At 44.2% G+C, this 20,167-nt stretch carries 14 protein-coding genes; 5 read left to right on the top strand and 9 right to left on the bottom strand.

Annotation, left to right across the window (positions count from 1 at the left end):
* Positions 1-303: 303 nt before the first annotated feature.
* A complete protein-coding gene (locus tag H6G26_RS09810; protein WP_190729069.1) occupies positions 304-1,095 on the bottom strand; it encodes a peptidylprolyl isomerase in 792 nt (263 codons plus the stop codon).
* A gap of 435 nt (positions 1,096-1,530) precedes the next feature.
* On the bottom strand, positions 1,531-1,905 hold the full coding sequence (locus tag H6G26_RS09805; RefSeq protein WP_099100046.1) for a cytochrome c: 375 nt from the start codon (positions 1,903-1,905) through the stop codon (positions 1,531-1,533).
* 210 nt (positions 1,906-2,115) lie between these two features.
* On the opposite strand from H6G26_RS09805, the gene petG reads away from it, so the two are divergent.
* Positions 2,116-2,229, top strand: coding sequence for a cytochrome b6-f complex subunit V (gene petG / locus H6G26_RS09800; RefSeq protein WP_063721252.1), 114 nt, complete (start codon positions 2,116-2,118; stop codon positions 2,227-2,229).
* A 129-nt stretch (positions 2,230-2,358) separates the two neighbouring features.
* Here the strand turns inward: petG and rsmD are convergent, their stop codons facing one another.
* Both rsmD and hisH read right to left on the bottom strand, forming a co-directional pair.
* Positions 2,359-2,904: a 16S rRNA (guanine(966)-N(2))-methyltransferase RsmD gene (gene rsmD / locus H6G26_RS09795; protein ID WP_190729068.1), complete on the bottom strand. Its 546-nt coding sequence runs from the start codon at positions 2,902-2,904 to the stop codon at positions 2,359-2,361.
* Positions 2,905-2,960: 56 nt separating this feature from the next.
* Positions 2,961-3,596 carry an imidazole glycerol phosphate synthase subunit HisH gene (gene hisH, locus H6G26_RS09790; protein ID WP_190729067.1) on the bottom strand — a complete coding sequence of 212 codons (636 nt, stop codon included), beginning with the start codon at positions 3,594-3,596 and terminating at the stop codon, positions 2,961-2,963.
* Positions 3,597-4,204: 608 nt separating this feature from the next.
* Here hisH and H6G26_RS09785 point away from each other — a divergent pair.
* From H6G26_RS09785 to H6G26_RS09775, 3 genes are all read left to right on the top strand, one after another.
* Positions 4,205-5,572, top strand: coding sequence for a DUF3370 domain-containing protein (locus H6G26_RS09785; protein WP_190729075.1), 1,368 nt, complete (start codon positions 4,205-4,207; stop codon positions 5,570-5,572).
* A gap of 177 nt (positions 5,573-5,749) precedes the next feature.
* Entirely contained in the window at positions 5,750-6,220 is a 471-nt protein-coding gene (locus H6G26_RS09780; RefSeq protein ID WP_190729066.1) for a cupin domain-containing protein, read from the top strand.
* A gap of 143 nt (positions 6,221-6,363) precedes the next feature.
* Entirely contained in the window at positions 6,364-6,801 is a 438-nt protein-coding gene (locus tag H6G26_RS09775; protein ID WP_190729065.1) for a response regulator, read from the top strand.
* 152 nt (positions 6,802-6,953) lie between these two features.
* Here the strand turns inward: H6G26_RS09775 and H6G26_RS09770 are convergent, their stop codons facing one another.
* On the bottom strand, positions 6,954-8,282 hold the full coding sequence (locus tag H6G26_RS09770; RefSeq protein ID WP_190729064.1) for a hypothetical protein: 1,329 nt from the start codon (positions 8,280-8,282) through the stop codon (positions 6,954-6,956).
* Between the two features lie 139 nt (positions 8,283-8,421).
* Here H6G26_RS09770 and H6G26_RS09765 point away from each other — a divergent pair, with 139 nt between their 5' ends.
* Positions 8,422-8,994, top strand: a complete 573-nt coding sequence (locus H6G26_RS09765) for a Uma2 family endonuclease (RefSeq protein WP_190729063.1) — start codon at positions 8,422-8,424, stop codon at positions 8,992-8,994.
* 145 nt (positions 8,995-9,139) lie between these two features.
* Here H6G26_RS09765 and H6G26_RS09760 read toward each other — a convergent pair whose 3' ends face one another.
* The 4 genes from H6G26_RS09760 to H6G26_RS09745 form a co-directional block, all read right to left on the bottom strand.
* Complete coding sequence (locus H6G26_RS09760; protein WP_190729062.1) at positions 9,140-13,186, bottom strand: DNA-directed RNA polymerase subunit beta''; 4,047 nt, start codon at positions 13,184-13,186, stop codon at positions 9,140-9,142.
* Between the two features lie 120 nt (positions 13,187-13,306).
* Positions 13,307-15,184 carry a DNA-directed RNA polymerase subunit gamma gene (locus H6G26_RS09755; RefSeq protein WP_190729061.1) on the bottom strand — a complete coding sequence of 626 codons (1,878 nt, stop codon included), beginning with the start codon at positions 15,182-15,184 and terminating at the stop codon, positions 13,307-13,309.
* Positions 15,185-15,295: 111 nt separating this feature from the next.
* A complete protein-coding gene (gene rpoB / locus H6G26_RS09750) occupies positions 15,296-18,595 on the bottom strand; it encodes a DNA-directed RNA polymerase subunit beta (RefSeq protein WP_190729060.1) in 3,300 nt (1,099 codons plus the stop codon).
* A gap of 744 nt (positions 18,596-19,339) precedes the next feature.
* Positions 19,340-20,125, bottom strand: a complete 786-nt coding sequence (locus H6G26_RS09745; protein WP_190729074.1) for a TatD family hydrolase — start codon at positions 20,123-20,125, stop codon at positions 19,340-19,342.
* Positions 20,126-20,167: the final 42 nt, after the last annotated feature.

Genomic DNA, 20,167 nt, shown 5'->3' with positions numbered 1-20,167 from the left:
GTGGAACCACACTGAACCCTTCCCGAACTCAGAGGTGAAACGCTGCTGCGGCCACGATAGTTTAGGGGTAGCCCTACGCAAAAATAGCTCGATGCCAGGTTCTATATTACTAACTAAAACACAAAAACCCCTAGTTCACATAGCAACTAGGGGTTTTTATTTATGTAGCATCTGAATGATTAAAAAACCGCAGAGACGCTGAAGGCACAGAGAAATAATCCCGATACAAACGGATTTGATATGAGAACATTTAAGGTAGGTTAGGTCGCAAAGAAGCAGCTTATTGAGGCAGGCAGCTAGCTGCTAAAGTTTATCACCCTCTCCCTGCCCTTCCGTGCCCCCCTCCTCTTGTGGTGCAGATATATTTTGCTTTTGCTGTTCTTGTAGCCAGGTTTCAAATAGTTCATTCAGAAGTCGCACTTTCATAAATTCATCCAGTTGGGCGGGGATAAATTTTTCCAGCCGCAAAATCACGAACCAGTCAGCAATACGGGTAGGGGGCAATATCTGACCTGGTTGACTGCTAGAAAGCATTTGCACCATTACAGGATGTAGTGCATTTAGTTCAATCGGACCTACTAAGCCTCCAGTTTGCGCTTCTGGCCCGAGTGAATATTCACGCGCCAAGTCAGAAAAAGAGTTTTCTTTTGCCTGAATCCGGAAGTAAAGTTCTTGGGCAATTCCCACATCCTGGGTTCGCAGCAGGGAATAAATTACTTTGTCTAGTTTTGCCTTGGACTGAAAAAAGTAGGATTCCAGTTTATTACCCCAAGTGGCTTGCTTGAATTTTTCAATTTTAAGTTTACGAGTAGTAATAACTTCTAGTTGTTCGGGAGTCAGCCCTTGATGCGCCATCCAAGCCTGGATGTCTTCTTCAGTTTTGAACTGTTTTTCAGCGTAAAACTGCTGTTGAGCTTGGGCTACTTCCTCCGGTGTACACTCTATTGCTACATTCGCAGCGCGTGAGTTTTGCTCTATTGCTTGATCGATGATTAATTCGCGCTGCAACTGTGGCAGCATTTGATAACTTGCCAGTAAGGAAATCAGTTCACTAGCTGTGATTGTACGATTACCGATTTGGATCGCTTCAGTCATTAGCTTTTAGGCATCTCAAAATATCTAGTTTGTTAAATAAGTTAAACCTTAGCTCATTCACTGGGAGCTTTTGTTTTAATCTTACCGAGTTAGGTACGCTAACCTCACTTTCGTAATAGTTAAATCGTGGCTTTAACATACTTTAAAATATACAGTTTATATGAGTTTTTATCAAAGATTCTACGTAAATATGGCCAGATGTGAATAATAAGGACAAAGGTCAAATGACTAATAACTAATGACACTTATCGCTACTGCAACTTAGAAGACAAAGTTATCAGACCGAGGTAGGGTGTCTTTGAGTTAAGCCTCTTCTAACAAAGGTGTTTTACTTAAGGGCTTGTTGAACTTGTCAGAGATGGAAAAAGGCAGCACATCTCATGTTACCTTTTTCCATTAGGGATTTATGTATTCCGCAACCAAAAATTCTAAAGTTTACAACGACTCTAAATAGTTCAACAGATCAGCCATTTCTTGGGCACTAGGTTGGAATTTTGGCATTGGCGGTGTTTCGCCACTGATCACCTGGTGAATCAGTCCATATCGAGACTTGTGCTTTGAGACAGCTTGCAAACTGGGTCCTACTCGCCCGTCTGCTTCCAAACCATGACAACCGGCACAGTTAATTTGAAAGATCGCGTGTCCTTGAACTGGGTTTCCTGTTAAGGATAGAACACTCTTGACGTATGGATCGGAGGCTTGAACCAACTGAACACCAAAAAAGCCCAAAGGGACTGCTAGCAGTATAGCCAGCGTCAATAAAACGATCCGCTGAATCAAAATTTCAGGTTTGGTAATCTGGTTATCCAAAAGGTTTGCTGTGAAAGTCTAGGTGTGCTAAAAAGTTTTCATTTCCTACACATAGCTTAAAAGTTCTTGATTGTGTCTGCAAGCACAGAAGACTATTTTCTTGTGGGCAGTCGCTCTCCAAAAAGGCTGTAGGGCGCAGGATTCATACGAAATTTGGTAAAATCAAAAACAGGCAACGAATATTTAATAATTTCAAAGAGGAGATTTACAGTGGTTGAACCCCTACTATCAGGTATTGTCCTTGGTCTAGTTTTCGTCACCCTCGCCGGACTGTTTTACGCTGCCTATAAGCAATACAAACGCCCCAATCAGTTGGGGGGATAAGCAGTGCTGAGTTTTGTTAACAGATAGCTATGGTTTAGCCTGTGCTGAGTTTTGAGTGGGAAAATGAGGGGGATGAGGGAGACAAAATAAAATTTTCTCCTACTGCTCCTTTGTCTACCCCCTCTTTTCTCATTGGGCAATTCTATAGAAAGTAAGTGATGTGTTGCCGTAAACTTTCTCGCGGCAAATTTCCCAAGCGGGAATCTCTGGCGGTGTCCAACCTTGTGAGGTGTGTTCAACTGCGATTTCGCCACTAGGATCTAAAAGTTGATAGTGAGCGATCGCTTCTAATACTGGCTGGTACAATCCACTAGCATAAGGTGGATCAAAGTAGATTCTATCGAATTGCTTGCCTGATAAAATCTTTAACTGCTGGATAATATCTCCCCGCAACACCCGAAGTTCTTGCTCGGCATTAGCTACCTGCTGCCAATTCTGTTGGATGGTGGCACAGGCTCGGCTCGATTGTTCAATTCCCACTACTAAGCTGGCACCTCTACACAAAGCCTCTGCGCCCATTGAACCAGTACCGGCGCACAAATCCAGCCAGTGGCAACCTGCAATTTCTCCCTGCCAAATATTAAATACTGCCTCTCTAACCCGCGCACTGGTGGGTCTAGTTTCTTTTCCTGGTAAAGTTTTTAGCTGACGATTGCCGTAAATTCTCAAGCTCATTGGTCATTAGTCATAAGTTTTAGAAAAAAGACAAAGAACAAATGACAAAAAGAGGATTAGGCAGGAATTTTTTCGCGGACTTGAGCAACAAAATTAGACAAGATTTGCAATCCAATATTAGAGGATTTTTCGGGGTGAAATTGAACTGCCATCAGGTTTTCATGAGCGATCGCAGCTGTGACGGTTTGAGTACCGTGGGTGATGGTTGCTGCACGAATTTGCGGATCTATTGGGTCAACATAGTAAGAATGGACAAAATATACCCAAGGATCGGCTGGTAAATGCTCCCATAAAATACTTTTTGTCTGAGTCATTTCTAGTTGATTCCAACCCATGTGAGGAATAGTGATGTCAGATTCTGGACGAAACCGCCGCACTTTTCCTTTAATAATTCCTAGTCCTGGTTGGGTGCCTTCTGCACTTGATTCAAAAAGAATTTGCAATCCTAGACAAATTCCTAAGAAAGGTTTACCAGATGCGATCGCTTCTTTAATAGGTTGTTCCAAACCACGCGATCGCAGGTGTTGCACTGCTGGATCAAATGCTCCCACTCCCGGCAGCACTATTGCATCTGCTTGTTCTAATTCCTTTGGAGAATAAGTAACATTAGGAGTTGCCCCAGCTTTTTCCAAGCCTTTACAGACTGAATGCAAATTTCCCATCTCGTAATCTACGACCGCAATTACTGGCATTTACCTGCTCCTTGTAAATTTATTATGGAGGGTTTTTCTATTCTAAATAATATTTGTTATGAAGAAAAGAATTCTATTAATTTATTTTGACATTTGGATAAAAGATCAACAGTGGAATTCTTCTGATGATTTATTATTTGAAGTTACCAAACTTGATCTGATCCCAGATGGCTTAAGTTTTTTACCCTAGTTACCCGTAAATATGTAACTTGCCAGTACTCAGGTAATGGAAAAAATGAATGCAATCTAACCTGATGACATAATCTGTTGTGGCATGGCTATAAGCCGTACATAATTAAATGTGGAAGCAGTTGCTACCTGGAAAGAAATGGTTTTGTAGACAGAAGTTGATTTAAAGGAATTAGTGGCAGGAGTAACGGCAATTCAAATTAGTTACGACTGCGGGAAATTTGTCTGCGATCGCGTAGCAGAAGCACCAGAGAGCCTTTACTATTCAGTGTTCGGCTAATTAAGCCAAAACAAACTCGTTACGGTTCTCAATCGAGAAAACTTTATGGGGATTCTTGCAGATTTCGTATTAATTATTAACAAACTGGCACTTTCATCAAGTTGTTAATGTCTGTATGGTGAAAGAAATATCTAAGTATATGTTGCCATTGTTACTAATTTTCCCAATTGCCCAATTAACTCCTGCCACGCCACCACCTGAAGAAGTCGTGCAATTACAAGAAGTGCGTCCTTTGCCAGGCCAATTGGATACAGTTCCAACGTTTAACAGCAATAGTCCAGAATTGGTGTTAAAAGAAGGAATTTTACTCTCCACTTTTCCACCAGATGGCAAAAAAGTGCCAACGGCGCATCTGAATTTTCCGTTTCGAGGACGATTTGATATTTTTGCTCACCATGTTGCTAAGGCTGAACCGCCAGAGAATTTGCAATCGCTCTATCTAGGGATAATTTTGCACAACCCTGGTTCTGAAGCAGTAAGGTTAAATATTTGGCAGGCGGCGAGTTATTTAAGCCAACCAGATGCACCATTTATTCAATTACCATCCTTGAGCCAAAATCTTTTGGGTACAATTTTTGCTGGCCCAGGCGATCGCGTTATGTCTGATGTACTCAGGGGGCGGCGACAAGAGAGTTTCCCTGCTCAAATTGACATTCCAGCAGGGCAAAGTCGGATGTTACTAAATTTACCAATTCCCGTGCAGGGACTGACACCACCTCTTAATGGTCGTTCTACGTTCATGCGACTGCAAAGTAATGGCACTGTTTATGCAGCTAGCCTAGCTATGTTTGCACGGCTGAATCCTGATGGCAGTGAGCGATCGCCTACTTTAGAAGAGTGGCAAAATTTACTTAATAATAGTGATGTGGCTGGGCCACGAGATAAAGCGCCCACTCCCTTAGAGGAAACTGGCAAACCAAGAATTTATGGGCGTGTTGCTGGAGTGGCTGGTGGTTCACGATGGAGAGCCTTATTAGTGGATAGTCCTAAAGCCAGGTATCTGACTATTCCCCAGCCTGGTCAAGTGTTTTCCTACGCTCTGAGTAGCTTGCATGGCGGTACCTTAGGAACTGGTCAAATTCAAAGTGCGCCCATGCTGGTGCGCTATCCTGACACCGCATATCGTGCTCATGGCAACTATGGAATTCAATATAATCTCAAGTTGCGGCTATACAACAATACTCAAAATCCTCAAACCGTTAGTTTATCCATACAGACCCCGCTCAAAGAGGATCAGTTAGTTAAAGCAGGGTTACGGTTTTTCAGTACACCAGCCCGTCAAATATTCTTCCGGGGGACAGTACGGGTACGTTATAAAGATGACCAAGGTCAGCCAAAAACAGAGTTTGTGCATTTAGTGCAAAAGAGAGGTCAACCAGGGGAACCGTTAGTTTTATTAAATATGAAAGCAGGCGATCGCTCCTTAGTAGAAGTAGACTTTCTCTATCCGCCGGATGCTACACCTCCGCAAGTTTTAACAGTTTCCACTCAAACTGAACCTCGGTAATGAGTCATGAGTAGTGGGTAATAGCTTTTCTGCAATTACCTATTACCAAAAATTATTAGTCAGCTGATTCACAAAGCTCTACTCTTTACCAAGTTGGCGCGGTTCAAAGGCACATCTATTAAGCACCCAGTTAAGGTAACGTCTTACAATGTTTACTGATATATGAAATTAGTAAATATGACAAACAAAAAATCTTTGATTTTCCGTGCTAAAGAAATTGCTGACAGTATGCAGACTTTCTCTCACCCTTGGAATCCAAACTCGGAAATATCGGGGACTTACATGGGACGCACGGTTGGGCTAAAGCGTACTGGGGTCAACTTTGCTGTTATTCCTACGGGGAAAGAATCTTTTATTTACCATTCCCACCACTGCGAGGAAGAATGGATTTATATTCTATCGGGGCAAGCGATCGCAGAAATCGACGGGGAAGAATTTGAGGTTTTCCCTGGGGACTTTATGGCATTCCCAACTCCTTCAGTAGCCCACCATCTCAGGAATATAGGGGACGAAAACTTAGTTTACTTAATGGGAGGAGAAAATCTTGATGTGGAAATTGCTGATTTTCCACATCTGGGAAAACGCATGGTTCGACGTGGCGATTCTGTGGAAATCTTTGAGCACAAAGACGCTAAACCATTTAGTTAGGCAGTTAAGTCTCAAACTGCTTCATTACATCTTCATATTGATAAAACTTTTCACCCCAAGTTTGTGTATTTAGAGTGAATACTTGTTCCGCTCCATGCGTTGAAATAGAAATAGTACACTATAGCAGGCAATAAAGGGACGGCATGGCAACCGATCAGAAAATCAATCAAGAAACTGAGTTAAATTCGCTCCAGCCGCTTGTTGGAATCTTGATTTTACTGGTAGAGGATGAGCCAGATATTGCAGATTTGCTCATCTTCATTTTGGAAGCAGCTGGTGCAGAGGTGATGGCATTAACCGATGCAGAAGCAGCCTTTGCCTTAGTTGAATCACTTCATCCCGATATTCTGCTGTGCAATGTGAAGTTGCCCGATCATGATGGAAATTGGTTAATTGAACAAATTCGAGTACATTCTTGCCCATCCCTAAGACAGTTGCCTGCGATCGCTATCACTTCTTATACACGGGAAGTCTCAATTTATAAGGCTTTGCATGCTGGTTTTAATCGATTTTTAGTCAAGCTTGAGAGTCCAGAGAAAATCATAGATGAGATTGTTTACCTTCTATCTTCCGTTACTTAAATATAAATATTTAGTTTTTATCTCGTTTTTGACACTGATTTTATCCAATAAATGCTTGGAGCTACAGCTAGCTGTACGCTCCTACAAATGACTCTACCTTAGAAATAAAACCCTAAGTAGGTAGGATAAGATGTTGGGTATATTTGTTGACTTTATTGAAAACCCTTTGCTGACTTTTTTTGCCCTTTGCTCTTGGGCTTGGATTTGCTAACTTCTCCTAAAGCTTCTTGAAATAAGTTGTGTAAATGTATAGGAACGCTAGCAATTTCTGGTAACTCTGGCTCAAGAGGTTTGTTGAATTCTTGCAAAAGTGCATCCAAGTCACTTTCAAGGCTAAACTCTGGACGTTGCAAAAGTGTTTGCAACACATTTTCTAATTGAGTTGGATACTGTTGTGCTAATCGATGCCAAATAAAAGCATTAATACTTTTATCTTCGAGGTAGTAACGAACAAGTTTTTCCGCCCCTTGAACACTCTGCCAGCCCTCTGCCGATAAAATTGCTTGTACCTTACTATACGTCGGTAAAAACATTTGTCCCCAACGAGGATGAGAAAGAGCTGTTACTTGTTCTGCTTTCTTGAGTTCCGCAGGTAAATCAACCTTTGGCATCACCATTTTGCTATTACTGCTTTTGCTGTTCAACATCTGAGAGACTACGTTGGAATCAGCACCAAATTCTTCTGCGGCTGCTTTTATTTCATCGTCTCCAATGCCAGCTGCTTCTGCTACTTCAGCCAAGGATTTAGAAGTATCAATTCCTGCTTCTGCAAAGCGTTTTTCAGTGATTAATTCTTGGAATTCAGCTATTTTTTTATTAAGCTGGTATCCAGGTAGTGTGATTTCATCAGTGCCAAAAAAGTCTACAAACTGCTGATGATATTGTGCTACTGACTGCCAAGCTTCTTCTAGCAAGTCTGGTGCATCGCTGTAAAGATTATCTTTATAGTTTTCTTTGAAATTACCAATTGCTACAGCAAGTTTTGGTTTACCTAATTTACCCATTATTGTGTAAGGGCCAGAAAACATCCAGTAGCTATCGGTAACAGGAGAAATGCGAGTTAGTAAAATTTCTCCTACTTTGAACCGAGATATTGCCTGTAATGTTTGGACATTGTTTGGCTTAACGATGTAGCGTTTATCCGTCAACCAGTTCGTCAATTCAAAGCCATCAGGTAGGATGTTGGTAATGGCAAATAAGCCAATAAAACTATGATGCCAGCTATTGAGCAGGTTGCGATCGCTTTCTTCTAAATCTGGATTGCTTTCGATAAACAACTCTAATGGTGACTTATCACCGACTTTCCCGGCTGTCACAAAGCTATCGATAATTAAGTCCTGCTGTGTACTATCCCCACTTCCACGGCGCAACTGTGCGGCTGCATAAGTTTCCAGCGCTTGTGCCAGTTCGCCTTCAGCATCAAGGACAAAATCAACTAAGGCTTGTTTTAATTGGTGCGATCGTTCTAATATGACATCCACAAGTTAATCTCTCGGTGCAACAGATGTAGATTATAGCTCTTGAGAGAATTACAGCATCTAGCTATTGCTAGATTTATGCGGATTTAGCCGTCAAGCTTCTTTTAAACTAGATACAAGGCATCACACAAGGTCATTACAGATGGTTGCAACTCCAAATTCTAGCTATATTTCCCCAGAAGACTATATCAAAGGAGAAGAAACCAGTCCTATCAAGCATGAATATAGACAGGGACAGATTTATGCAATGGCAGGGGCAAGTAATAGTCATGTCATTATTTCTCTTAATATTGCTTCAATGCTGAGAAATCATTTGCGCGGGAGTGGATGTCAGACTTATATCTCAGACACCAAAGCACATATTGAGTCGATTAATATCTATTACTACCCCGATGTGATGGTAAGTTGTGACCAACGAGATAGAGCTTTTAACATTTTTCTGCGTTACCCTTCGTTAATTGTAGAAGTGCTATCTCCGACAATAGAAGCCTTTGACCGAGGTGATAAATTTGCTGACTACCGACAAATGGAGTCACTTCAGCAATATGTACTTGTGAGTCAAAGTCGGTTAAATGTTGAATGTTTCCGGCGTAACCCAGAGAAACAATGGGTACTTTATCCCTATGGGCAAGAAGATATCATTCATTTGGCAAGTGTAGATTTTCGGTGTGCTGTTGCAGATTTCTATGAGGATGTTACTTTTGAATCGCCGTAATTGACTAATTACTAAATTGAAAGGTAGAAACCGGAATATTGAGGATTTAAAAATGTGTTTTTAGAGAGCAAAAAAAAGGCAAAAGAAAATCTTCTTTTGCCTTTTTAGTTTTTACCTTTTAATAAAGACGGGAAATTTCAAGCCTTTACTCGTCGTCGAAATCATCTACCTCGTCTTCCTCGTCTTCTTCATAATCGTCGTCGTCTGCTACTTCATCGGCGATTAATTCATCTTCGTCATCTAGAACTGACCTTTCTGCACGTCTGCTACCAAAACCAGATTCGCCAAGAGTAGGAGAATCTAAATTATAGGTGCGAGCTGTACGGTCATCTAAGACCATATCCAAGGGATCATCAACTTCATCCAAGACACTACTGGTAATCTCAGCAGCATAATCATCGATCGCACCGGGTTCTTCATAGGTATTGTAGCCAGTACCAGCCGGAATCAATCGCCCGATAATCACGTTTTCCTTTAAGCCGCGCAGCCAGTCGGATTTGCCTTCTATAGCTGCTTCGGTAAGTACCCGTGTTGTCTCTTGGAAGGATGCAGCGGAGATAAAGCTATCGGTGTTCAACGATGCTTTGGTGATACCCAATAATACTGGGGTATACTGTGCCCTAGCACCGCCTGTAATTGCCATAGCTTCGTTCACCTGCTCAACTTGGCGCAATTCCACCAATTCACCAGGAAGCATGGTAGTGTCACCACCATCATCAATCCTGACTTTGTTGGTCATCTGGCGAACAATCACTTCAATGTGCTTATCGGAAATATCAATCCCTTGAGATTGATACACCATTTGCACTTCATTCACCAAGAATGTCTGTACCTTTTGCAAGGCAATGCTGGCACAAGCATAGATTCCATCTTCGGAACCCAGGCTAAAGAAGATTTCCAAAATTTCGTGGGGATTGGATGGCCCATCGGTCAACGGTTGTCCCGCTAATACTGTTGAGCCATCTGGCACAATCAAGTTTTGTCCTGGGCCTAGAGGATAATCTGTCACCACGCCGTTTGATTCTACGACCTTAATAGCGATCGCTTCATCACCATCGCCGTAAACTACCTTAACTTCACCCGCCCGGCGACATAAAATGCACGCTTCTTTCGGTTTACGAGCTTCAAGCAGTTCTTCAATCCGGGGCAAACCTTGAATAATATCTCCGGTTTTGGGGCGTTCAAACACCAACAGCACCAAGTTATCACCCCGTTGTACCAAATCGCCGTCTTCTATTTGCAACACAGCACCAGGGCTGACTCGATAAGGGCGACCAATACGGGTAGTAACAACGTAGTTCTTACTACTCAGGGCTGATTCCTCACCAGATGCAGCAGCAGTATTTTTAATATCCACTACTTGCCCTGATTCTGGGGCAAAAACTCCAGGGGCAATTTCTGCACCTTCTACTAGCAAGTCACCCACTTTCACTTTAGGTTGAGTACTAGTATTAGTGGTGAGCATATCAGTATCGCGCAACACTAAACAACGACGCACATTTTCGGTTCCTTTTCGGACACCCCGCACTATCCCCCCTTCTTTACACAAGATTTGGGTACGTGCTACCACAGCTCCAGGGGCGATGGAAAGCCCATCTTGTACCTCAAGTGTGGTCTGGGTGCTACCTTGAGTGGCATCAGCAGTAATGTCTCGACGAATTACCAAGGACTCCAAAATCACCAACTGCAAGCGCTGAACTTCTGGGTTTTCAGTATCCTCTACCAATTCGATATCTGCTGCTAGTGGCGAAGCATTGTGGTCTTGTTCGCCTTCTTGCTCGATTTCTAGCACTAGTTGAGTCCGCAGTAGTTCCACACCTTCAACAGACTTGACGCGTTCTGAATCTTTGTAAGGTAGTCTCTGCACAGCCCGCAACTGAATCGAACGCCCGGTTTGTTGACTTACTGATGTAGTTGATGGCACATCTGGATTATCAGGTACGGCAAACTCAACTACTGGACGGCTCAACAGGGCGGGTCCTTCTGGTGTCTCCACATACTGGATATAGCGTAATTCTGTGGCTACATTGCCTTGGAATTCTTCACCAGGTTGGATGAAGGTGTTATCTCGCCCAATAACTGATTCTGGATCGTCCACCATCAGCAGTTCCCCTGGCTTCACCACAACTTCCCGCAGGATGTCGTTTTTCTGGGTGACTTCTATCACACCACTGTTTTGGCAGAAAATATCTTTCACCACTTCGGTACCAGCTTCTACAAACTGACCGTCTTCCACCAACAGCAAGGAGATATCTTTATTAACTTCGTGGCTTTCTTCGGGAATCCACAAAAGGGTACCGCCCTGGACGACTTCATAACCCAGCTTGGCTTTGCCTTTTTTCTGGACTTCTACACCCGCGAATTTCAGGAAACCACCAGTGGTTGTGCGATAGCGATCGTCAATTAACTCAGCTACCACTTGACCATTTTGCACTTTTGTGCCCGGTGTAGCCCGGAGGTTAAATACCTGGTTGTTGCCAGTGGAAACTAAGTAGTTATTGCGACCTTGGGAACTTTGAACTGTTACCGTTGCTTGGTCTAAGACCACAGAAGCGGTGATAATCTCAATTTCCCTGGTACTCTTACCTGGGGTAGCTTCTGGCAAGCGCACTACACCGCCGTGTAAACTGCTTAACTTGGTTTCTGCTAAAACTCCATTAGCGGCGATCGCATCACCATTTTTGACCACCAATTCTGCCCCAGGCGGCAAGTTGTAAACTTCCCCAGACAAAATCCAAATCAAACCACCGCGTGCGGCTGTGGTTGTGGTATTACCTTGACGGTCAGTTTTTTGCTCTGGAAGTACTTCGGCAAATTGCACTTCCCCTGCTAAGTCAGAGGCAACATCTTTAACCGCTTTTTCTGTATTAGTCCGGGTTGTGCGTCCACCAAGGGCAACCTCTGCCAATAACTGTCCTTGTTTTACCTTATTTCCATCAAATACATATAGTGTTGAACCTTGGGTAAGATGAACCTCTTGGCTGTCTGGGGTAACATCACCTACTTTTGTTGGCTCCAAAAGCATGATGCCATTAGCCTCGATATACAGAGCATCTTCCCCGTGGCGGGTACGATATGTTCTGCTCTTCAGTTTGCGGGGGAGCTTAACAGTCCCATCGATTTTGGAACGCACTTGTTGTGCCACTTCCCCAGTAAACACACCACCCGTGTGGAATGTCCGCATGGTTAGCTGAGTACCAGGCTCACCAATACTTTGGGCGGCAATAATCCCTACAGCTTCGCCCAAGTCCACCATCTTGGCGTGGGCTAAACTCCAGCCGTAGCAGTGTTGACAGACGGAACGTGCGGCTTCACAAGTTAGGGGCGATCGCACCACAACTTCTGCCACCCCAGATTTTTCAATTTTCTTTGCCAATTCTTCAGGAATGGGCGAATTGCGTGCTGCAATCAATTCTTTTGTTACCGGATGCACCACATCTTCGCCAATTACCCGTCCCATCAAGCGGGTTCCCAGAGGAATCAGGGTTTTGGCACCTTCTGTCATGGGTCGAATCGCAAGACCTCTAGTGGTGCCGCAGTCAAATTCCCGAATAATTACATCCTGGGATACGTCTACCAAACGGCGGGTGAGATAACCAGAGTCAGCCGTCCGCAAGGCAGTATCCACCAATCCTTTTCTGGCACCGTAAGACGAAATAATGTATTCCGTTACAGTAAGTCCTTCACGGAAGTTGGTTTTGATGGGCAAATCGATAATTTCGCCTTGAGGATCTGCCATCAGTCCCCGCATTCCCACCAACTGCCGGACTTGGGAGATGTTACCCCGTGCCCCGGAGAATGCCATCATGTATACGGAGTTCAGGGGATTAGTCTTCTTGAAGTGGACGACTACTTCATCTTTCAAAGCTTCACTGGTACCATTCCAGGTATCGATTACCTTTTGAAAGCGTTCTACTTCAGTGATTTCTCCCCGTTGGTAACGAGTTTCGGTGGCGCGAATTTCTTCTTCGGCTGCGTCTAAGAGCAATCGCTTAGTTGGTGGTATCATCAAGTCGTCTACACTGATGGAAACCCCTGCTTTGGTAGCGTAGCGAAATCCCAAATCTTTCAGTTTGTCCGCCATCACTGCGGTTCGCGCTGTACCACAATGCGTAAAGGCCCAAGAAATTAAATTTCTCAGTTGACCCTTATCAACCACCCGATTGCGAAAAATCATTTTTTCGTTAGTCATTAATCATTAGTCCTGAGTCATCAATAATTAATAATTCGTAATACTCGCCAAACGCGAGAAGCAAGCTACGTAATTCGTAATTGAAGAATTAATTACGAATTACGAATTAGAAATTACGAATTAACTTGCTAGTGCTTCCTGAATGGCATTATTGTAAATAACACGACCAGGAGTTGTGTATATATACTGAGAAAGTACATTACCCTGAGCGTCTTGTCTGACTCGACGGAACTTATAGAGTAATGTCCGGCTACCATCCTCGTTTTCCGTCACTTTCACGGGTTCTGTATCCGGTTGATCTGATTCTATTTCACCGTCAAACCGCACATAGATATAGGCGTGCAAGTCAATTTGCTCTTGCTGGAAAGCCATAATTACATCCTCTAACGAAGAAAAGTACTTTCCTGCACCTTTTGTCGCACCGGGATTTTCTGCTGTTAAGTAATACGCTCCCAATACCATATCTTGGCTAGGCGTGATGATCGGTTTACCCGTGGCTGGTGACAAAATATTGTTAGAAGCCAACATCAACAACCGAGCCTCAGCTTGACTTTCTAAGGACAACGGCACGTGTACCGCCATTTGGTCACCGTCAAAGTCGGCGTTAAATGCTGGACACACCAGAGGATGCAGTTGAATTGCTCTACCTTCTACCAAAATCGGTTCAAAAGACTGAATACCCAAGCGGTGCAAAGTTGGTGCCCGATTTAGCATTACAGGGTGTCCTTCAATCACCTCTTCCAGCACATCCCAAACGCTGGGGTCATTACGCGATATCAGCTTTTTCGCAGCTTTGATATTATTCACCATGCCGCTACGAATCAGGCGGTTAATCACAAATGGTTGAAATAGCTCAATTGCCATTTCTCTAGGCAAACCGCACTGGTGAATTTTCAGCTTTGGCCCGACCACAATTACAGAACGTCCCGAGTAGTCAACTCGTTTACCTAACAAGTTTTGTCGGAAACGTCCTTGCTTACCCTCAATAATGTCTGACAAAGATTTCAGAGGTCGGTTATTTGCCCCTACCACAGTGCGTCCCCGACGACCATTGTCAATCAAAGCATCCACTGCTTCTTGCAGCATCCGCTTTTCGTTCCGCACAATAATCTCTGGTGCCAAAATTTCTTGCAAGCGTGCCAAACGATTGTTGCGGTTAATTACCCGCCGATACAAATCATTTAAATCGCTCGTGGCAAACCGTCCACCATCTAGTTGCACCATTGGGCGCAAGTCGGGGGGAATCACGGGAATAACTGCCATTACCATCCATTCTGGTTTTGAACCAGTAGCGATGAAGTTGTCAATCACCCGTAGTCGCTTAATTAGCTTGGCTCTCTTTTGTCCTTTGGCATTGCCAATTTCTTCGCGTAGACTTTCGGCTTCTTGTTCCAAATTGATATCGGCAAGCAAACGCAACAGCGCTTCAGCCCCAATACCTACCTCTACGCCTTGAAGCACAGAATCTTCGCTATAAATTTGGTCTTCTATTTCCAACCACTGGTCTTCACTCAGTAGCTGTTTGTAAGTTAAAGTTTCGGCATTACCTGGACTCAAGACAACATAAGAGTTGAAATAGACAATCTGCTCGACATCCCGCAAGGGCATATCCAACAGGATGGAAATATAGCTAGGAATACCCTTGAGATACCAAACGTGAGCTACTGGTGCGGCGAGTTTAATATAGCCCATGCGGTGACGACGCACCCGTGACTCAGTGACTTCTACCCCACAGCGCTCACAGACAATACCTCTGTGACGAACTCTTTTATACTTGCCACAATGACATTCCCAATCTTTTGCGGGGCCAAAGATGCGCTCACAAAACAAGCCATCCATTTCTGGCTTGAGAGTTCGGTAATTAATCGTTTCTGGCTTGGTAACTTCACCGACTACTTGGCCATTGGGCAATGTTCTTTCGCCCCACTGCCGAATCCGTTCAGGGGAAGCCAAGCCGATTTTTACGTAGTCAAACTGATTAGTTTGGGCAGGTCTCATACTTAAGTGCTGAGTTTCGAGTGCTGAGTTTCGAGTTATGAGTTTTGAGTATATTTAGTTTTAAGTTAGGAGTTAAGAGTTATGAATTGTTAACTCCTAACTCCTGACTATTTATTCGTCGTCTTCCAGCGATTCGCGGGAAAGAGATTCATAAGTTGGTCGAGGAGGTGTGCGACGGGCTGATTGATCTGCCATCAAATCGACTTCCACATCTAGGGAACTACCGTCTGTTTGGGTTTCTACCTTGTGTACGGCAATGTCTAAGCCCAATGATTGCAACTCGCGCATTAGCACCTTAAAGGATTCTGGGGTTCCAGGTCGAGGAATTGCCTTACCTTTAACGATCGCATTTAACGCTTCATTCCGTCCTTGCATATCATCAGATTTAACTGTGAGCAATTCCTGCAAGGTGTAAGCTGCACCAAAGGCTTCCAATGCCCACACTTCCATTTCTCCAAACCGTTGACCACCTTGTTGTGCTTTACCACCCAAGGGTTGCTGAGTTACCAGTGAGTATGGGCCTGTAGAACGGGCGTGGATCTTATCATCCACCAAATGCACCAGCTTCAGCATATAAGCCACACCGATGGTAATTGCTCGGTCAAAGGGTTCGCCTGTACGACCGTCATACACCATAATTTTGCCAGGGTTATCTGGGTTATATACCCAGTCTTTGCCTGTTTCGTCACGTGCTTCTTGCAATTTGCCATGCACGATTCGGCGGGATGATTCTTCACCGTACATTTCATCAAAGGGAGTAATCTTAAATCGCACTCCCAAGGTTTGACCAGCCCAACCCAAGAGGCATTCAAATACTTGTCCGACGTTCATCCGACTGGGTACGCCCAAGGGGTTAAGTACAATGTCCACTGGTGAACCATCGGGCAAATAAGGCATATCTTCCGCCGGTAATATCCGAGAAATAATCCCTTTATTCCCGTGGCGTCCTGCCATTTTGTCACCAACTTGGATTTTGCGTTTTTGGGCAACATATACCCGGACTACCATATTGGCTCCTGGTGGTAGTTCATCGCCTTGTTCACGAGTAAACAAGCGCACATCAACTACGCGACCTTTTTCACCATTTGGTACTCGCAGGGAATTATCCCGCACATCTCGTGCTTTTTCACCGAAAATCGCCCGCAACAGTTTTTCTTCTGGCGGTTGGTCAGATTCACCTTTGGGGGTGACTTTTCCTACCAAGATATCTCCAGCTTCTACCCACGCCCCAATGCGAATGATTCCTTGTTCATCCAACTGACGCAAGGCATCTTCCCCGACGTTGGGAATTTCTCTGGTGATTTCTTCTGGCCCCAGTTTCGTTTGTCTGGCTTCAATTTCATATTTTTCAATGTGAATTGAGGTGTAGACATCATCCTGCACCAGTCTCTCAGAGATTAAAATTGCATCTTCGTAGTTGTAGCCTTCCCAAGGCATATAGGCAACAACGATATTTTGTCCTAGCGCCAATTCACCACCTTCGGTGGAGGAGCCATCAGCCAGCACCTGACCAGCAACAACCCGTTCACCAATACGAACGAGAGGTTTCTGATTTAAACAGGTGTCTTGGTTTGAGCGTTGATACTTGGAAAGGGTGTACTTAATTTCGGAGGTATTAGCTTTAGGACGAACGCGAATTTCTGTGGCATCCACATAAGTGACATCGCCATCAGTACGCGATACAATTACCATCCCGGAGTCTCTTGCTCCTTGTGCTTCCAAACCAGTACCCACCAAAGGACGTTCTGGCTTCAGTAGCGGTACTGCTTGCCGTTGCATATTTGATCCCATCAGCGCTCGGTTAGCGTCATCATGTTCCAAGAAGGGAATCATGCTGGTTGCTACCGACACAATCTGTACGGGAGATACTGCTACATAGTCCACCTGTTCTGGTGTTGTGGTGGAAAATTCCTGGCGATAGCGCACTGGCACTTGTGGCCCAATAATGTGCCCAGTTTCATCTACAGGAATATCCCCAGGAGCAACCCGTAAATCGTCTTCTTCATCGGCTGTCATGTAGGCTGGAGGCAGATCAAATCTGACTCGCCCATTTTCCACAGGTCTAAATGGCGTTTCTAAGAAGCCGTACAGGTTAACTCGCGCATGGGTTGCCAAGGAACCAATCAATCCGGCGTTGGGGCCTTCTGGTGTCTCAATGGGGCAAATGCGTCCGTAGTGACTAGGGTGAATATCCCGCACTGCAAACCCGGCGCGTTCGCGGGTTAAACCACCAGGGCCAAGGGCACTCAGGCGGCGTTTGTGGGTCAGTTCTGCGAGAGGATTGGTTTGATCCATGAACTGACTTAACTGGCTGGAACCAAAGAATTCTTTAATTGCTGCTACCAATGGTTTGGGGTTCACCAAGGAAGCGGGGGTTAGAACTTCGGCATCGGATACAGTCATCCGTTCTCGAATAATTCTTTCTAAACGGTTCAAGCCGACCCGCACTTGGTTTTGGAGCAATTCACCAACGCTTCTCACCCGACGGTTCCCTAAGTGGTCGATGTCATCGATATTACCGATGTCATATTCTAGGTTGATTAGGTAATCTACAGCTGCCAAGATATCGCCAGCAGTCAACACGCGCATTGTGTCGGGAACAGAAAGGCGCAATTTTTTGTTGAGTTTGTACCGTCCGACGCGACCAAGGTCATAACGTTTCGGGTCAAAGAATCGGGAGTCTAGGAGTTGTTGTCCACCTAATACTGTCGGTGGTTCACCAGGACGCAGTTTCCGATATAACTCCATCAGGGCTTCTTCTTCAGAAAATTGCCCTTCTTTTTCGATGGTTTTTTGGAAATATTCGGGGTGGCGTAAGGCATCAAAGATTTCGTTGTCTGATAAACCTAAAGCTTTTAGGAGTACCTGTGCTGAGAGTTTGCGGGTTTTGTCAATGCGTACCCACACCAAATCGTTACGGTCTGTTTCAAATTTCAGCCATGCTCCCCGGTTGGGAATTAAGCTAGCTGAATAAGTACGTCGCCCGTTTTTGTCTATTTCTGATTTGTAATAGACTCCTGGCGATCGCACTATTTGGTTGACAATTACCCGCTCGGCCCCGTTAATAATAAACGTGCCGCGATCGGTCATCAAAGGCAAATCCCCAATAAATACTTCTTGCTCTTTGATTTCACCTGTTTCTTTGTTAATCAGACGTGTGGGGACATACATTTGGACTGCGTATGTACTATCCCGCCGTTTGGCTTCTTCGACGCTGTACTTTGGCTCCTTGAGTTTATAGTTATGTCCTAAAAAGTGCAGTTCTAATTTGCCCGTATAATCTGTAATAGGACTAAAGGAGTTAAGTTCTTCTATCAGCCCTTCTTCCAAAAACCAGCGAAAGCTTGAGCGCTGGATTTCAATCAAGTCGGGCAATAGAAAGGCGGGTTCCATGTATGTTTCTTTGGTCATGCCTCTACCTTTGTCAACCTGGTTAAATTTTTACTTAGACACTGCTGTTTAACGCTTCCCACTGCTAGCAAGTGTCATTAACTGTTTGGGAGCTTCTTCTTACACACCTGTAAATAGCATATGTGGCCAAACGCAGCCATTAAAGCTGGAATGAGCAATTTGGACAAGGGGGTAATCGCCCGGAATCGGGGACTCAAACGCCAAAAAACCAATATAGTCTTGATTTAACAAGAATATACAGTTGAGATATTCCTGAGTTTTATCTACTTTCTTCATTTCCCCTCCAAAAAGCGCGTTAATTTTCTGACGCAGCTCTATACGGTGTGCCTGAAATCGACCACGCTATTTATACTGTCAGTGATATCTTAAATATCCTAAGACTGAGGGAATGATCCGCAGCTTGTCGGCTTTGCATCAGAATCACTTCATTTTGCTGGATTGTACTCACAAGGCAATTTCGTTTAACGATTTTGTATAGGTTTGATAGATACCAAGCCGATGTTGGGCAATCTAGCTCAACCTGGGTTGGCACGGTTAGTCATGTGTGGAGAGCATCCGCTTGTAGAGATTTGGAGGATGGCCAAGCCGATAACAGTACGGGAAATTAGGCTCAGAAATTTTAGGTTCCTTCCTTTATCATTATGGCGCAAGCAAAATGTTTTTGAGGGAATAATATTACCATATTTTCCCTCCTAGAATTTTATTTTTTTTAGCACAACTGAATAAAATAGATTAAAGCACACTTTATATTGACAGACCAAATAATTCACAGGCATTCTGGGTGGTTTGATGGGCGATCGCTTCTACCGTTTCCTGACGCAATTTAGCTACTTGCTCGGCTACGTATTGCACGTAGGCAGGCTCGTTACGGCTTTCGCCCCGTTTCGGAACTGGGGCGAGAAATGGGCAGTCTGTTTCAATTAGTAAGCGATCGCTACTCACCATCGCCGCCGAGGATTGGATCGCTTTGGCGTTTTTGAACGTTACAGTCCCGCTAAAGCTGATGTAGAACCCTAAATCGAGAAACCATTGAGTTTCTTCTGGCGTTCCTCCCCAGCAATGCATGACGCCCCGCACTCTTTCTCCTTTGAGTTCCCGCCATTTTTGCAACACTTCTCTGGTTGCCACAGCAGCGTCGCGGCAGTGGATAATTACTGGTAAGTTGAGTTCAGATGCGATCACTAACTGCGACTCAAACACCATAAGTTGATGCTCATAGTTATCAGCTTTGTAAAAATCCAGCCCCATTTCCCCAATTGCTACTACACGAGAGTCAGAACTGGCCAAAGTTTTGATTTTATCGGCTGTTTCATTATTCCATTTATCAGCATCTAAAGGATGTAACCCTACGGCAAAGCTGATTTCAGGAAACTCGTGCGCTATAGACTGAATGCTACTAAACTCCTCTGGGTGAACACACGAATGTACTAAACGTACTACTCCTGCTTCTTGCCACCGCGATCGCACTATTGCTAAATCCGGCTGGAAACTATCAAAGTTGAGATGAACGTGCGTGTCTATCAGTTGCATTCTTTGCCCTTTGTCATTGGTCATAAATTATTAGCCCTTGTC

The sequence above is a fragment of the Nostoc sp. FACHB-888 genome, assembly GCF_014696655.1.
GTDB lineage: Bacteria > Cyanobacteriota > Cyanobacteriia > Cyanobacteriales > Nostocaceae > Nostoc.
This window is presented reverse-complemented; position numbering and strand designations above follow the sequence as displayed.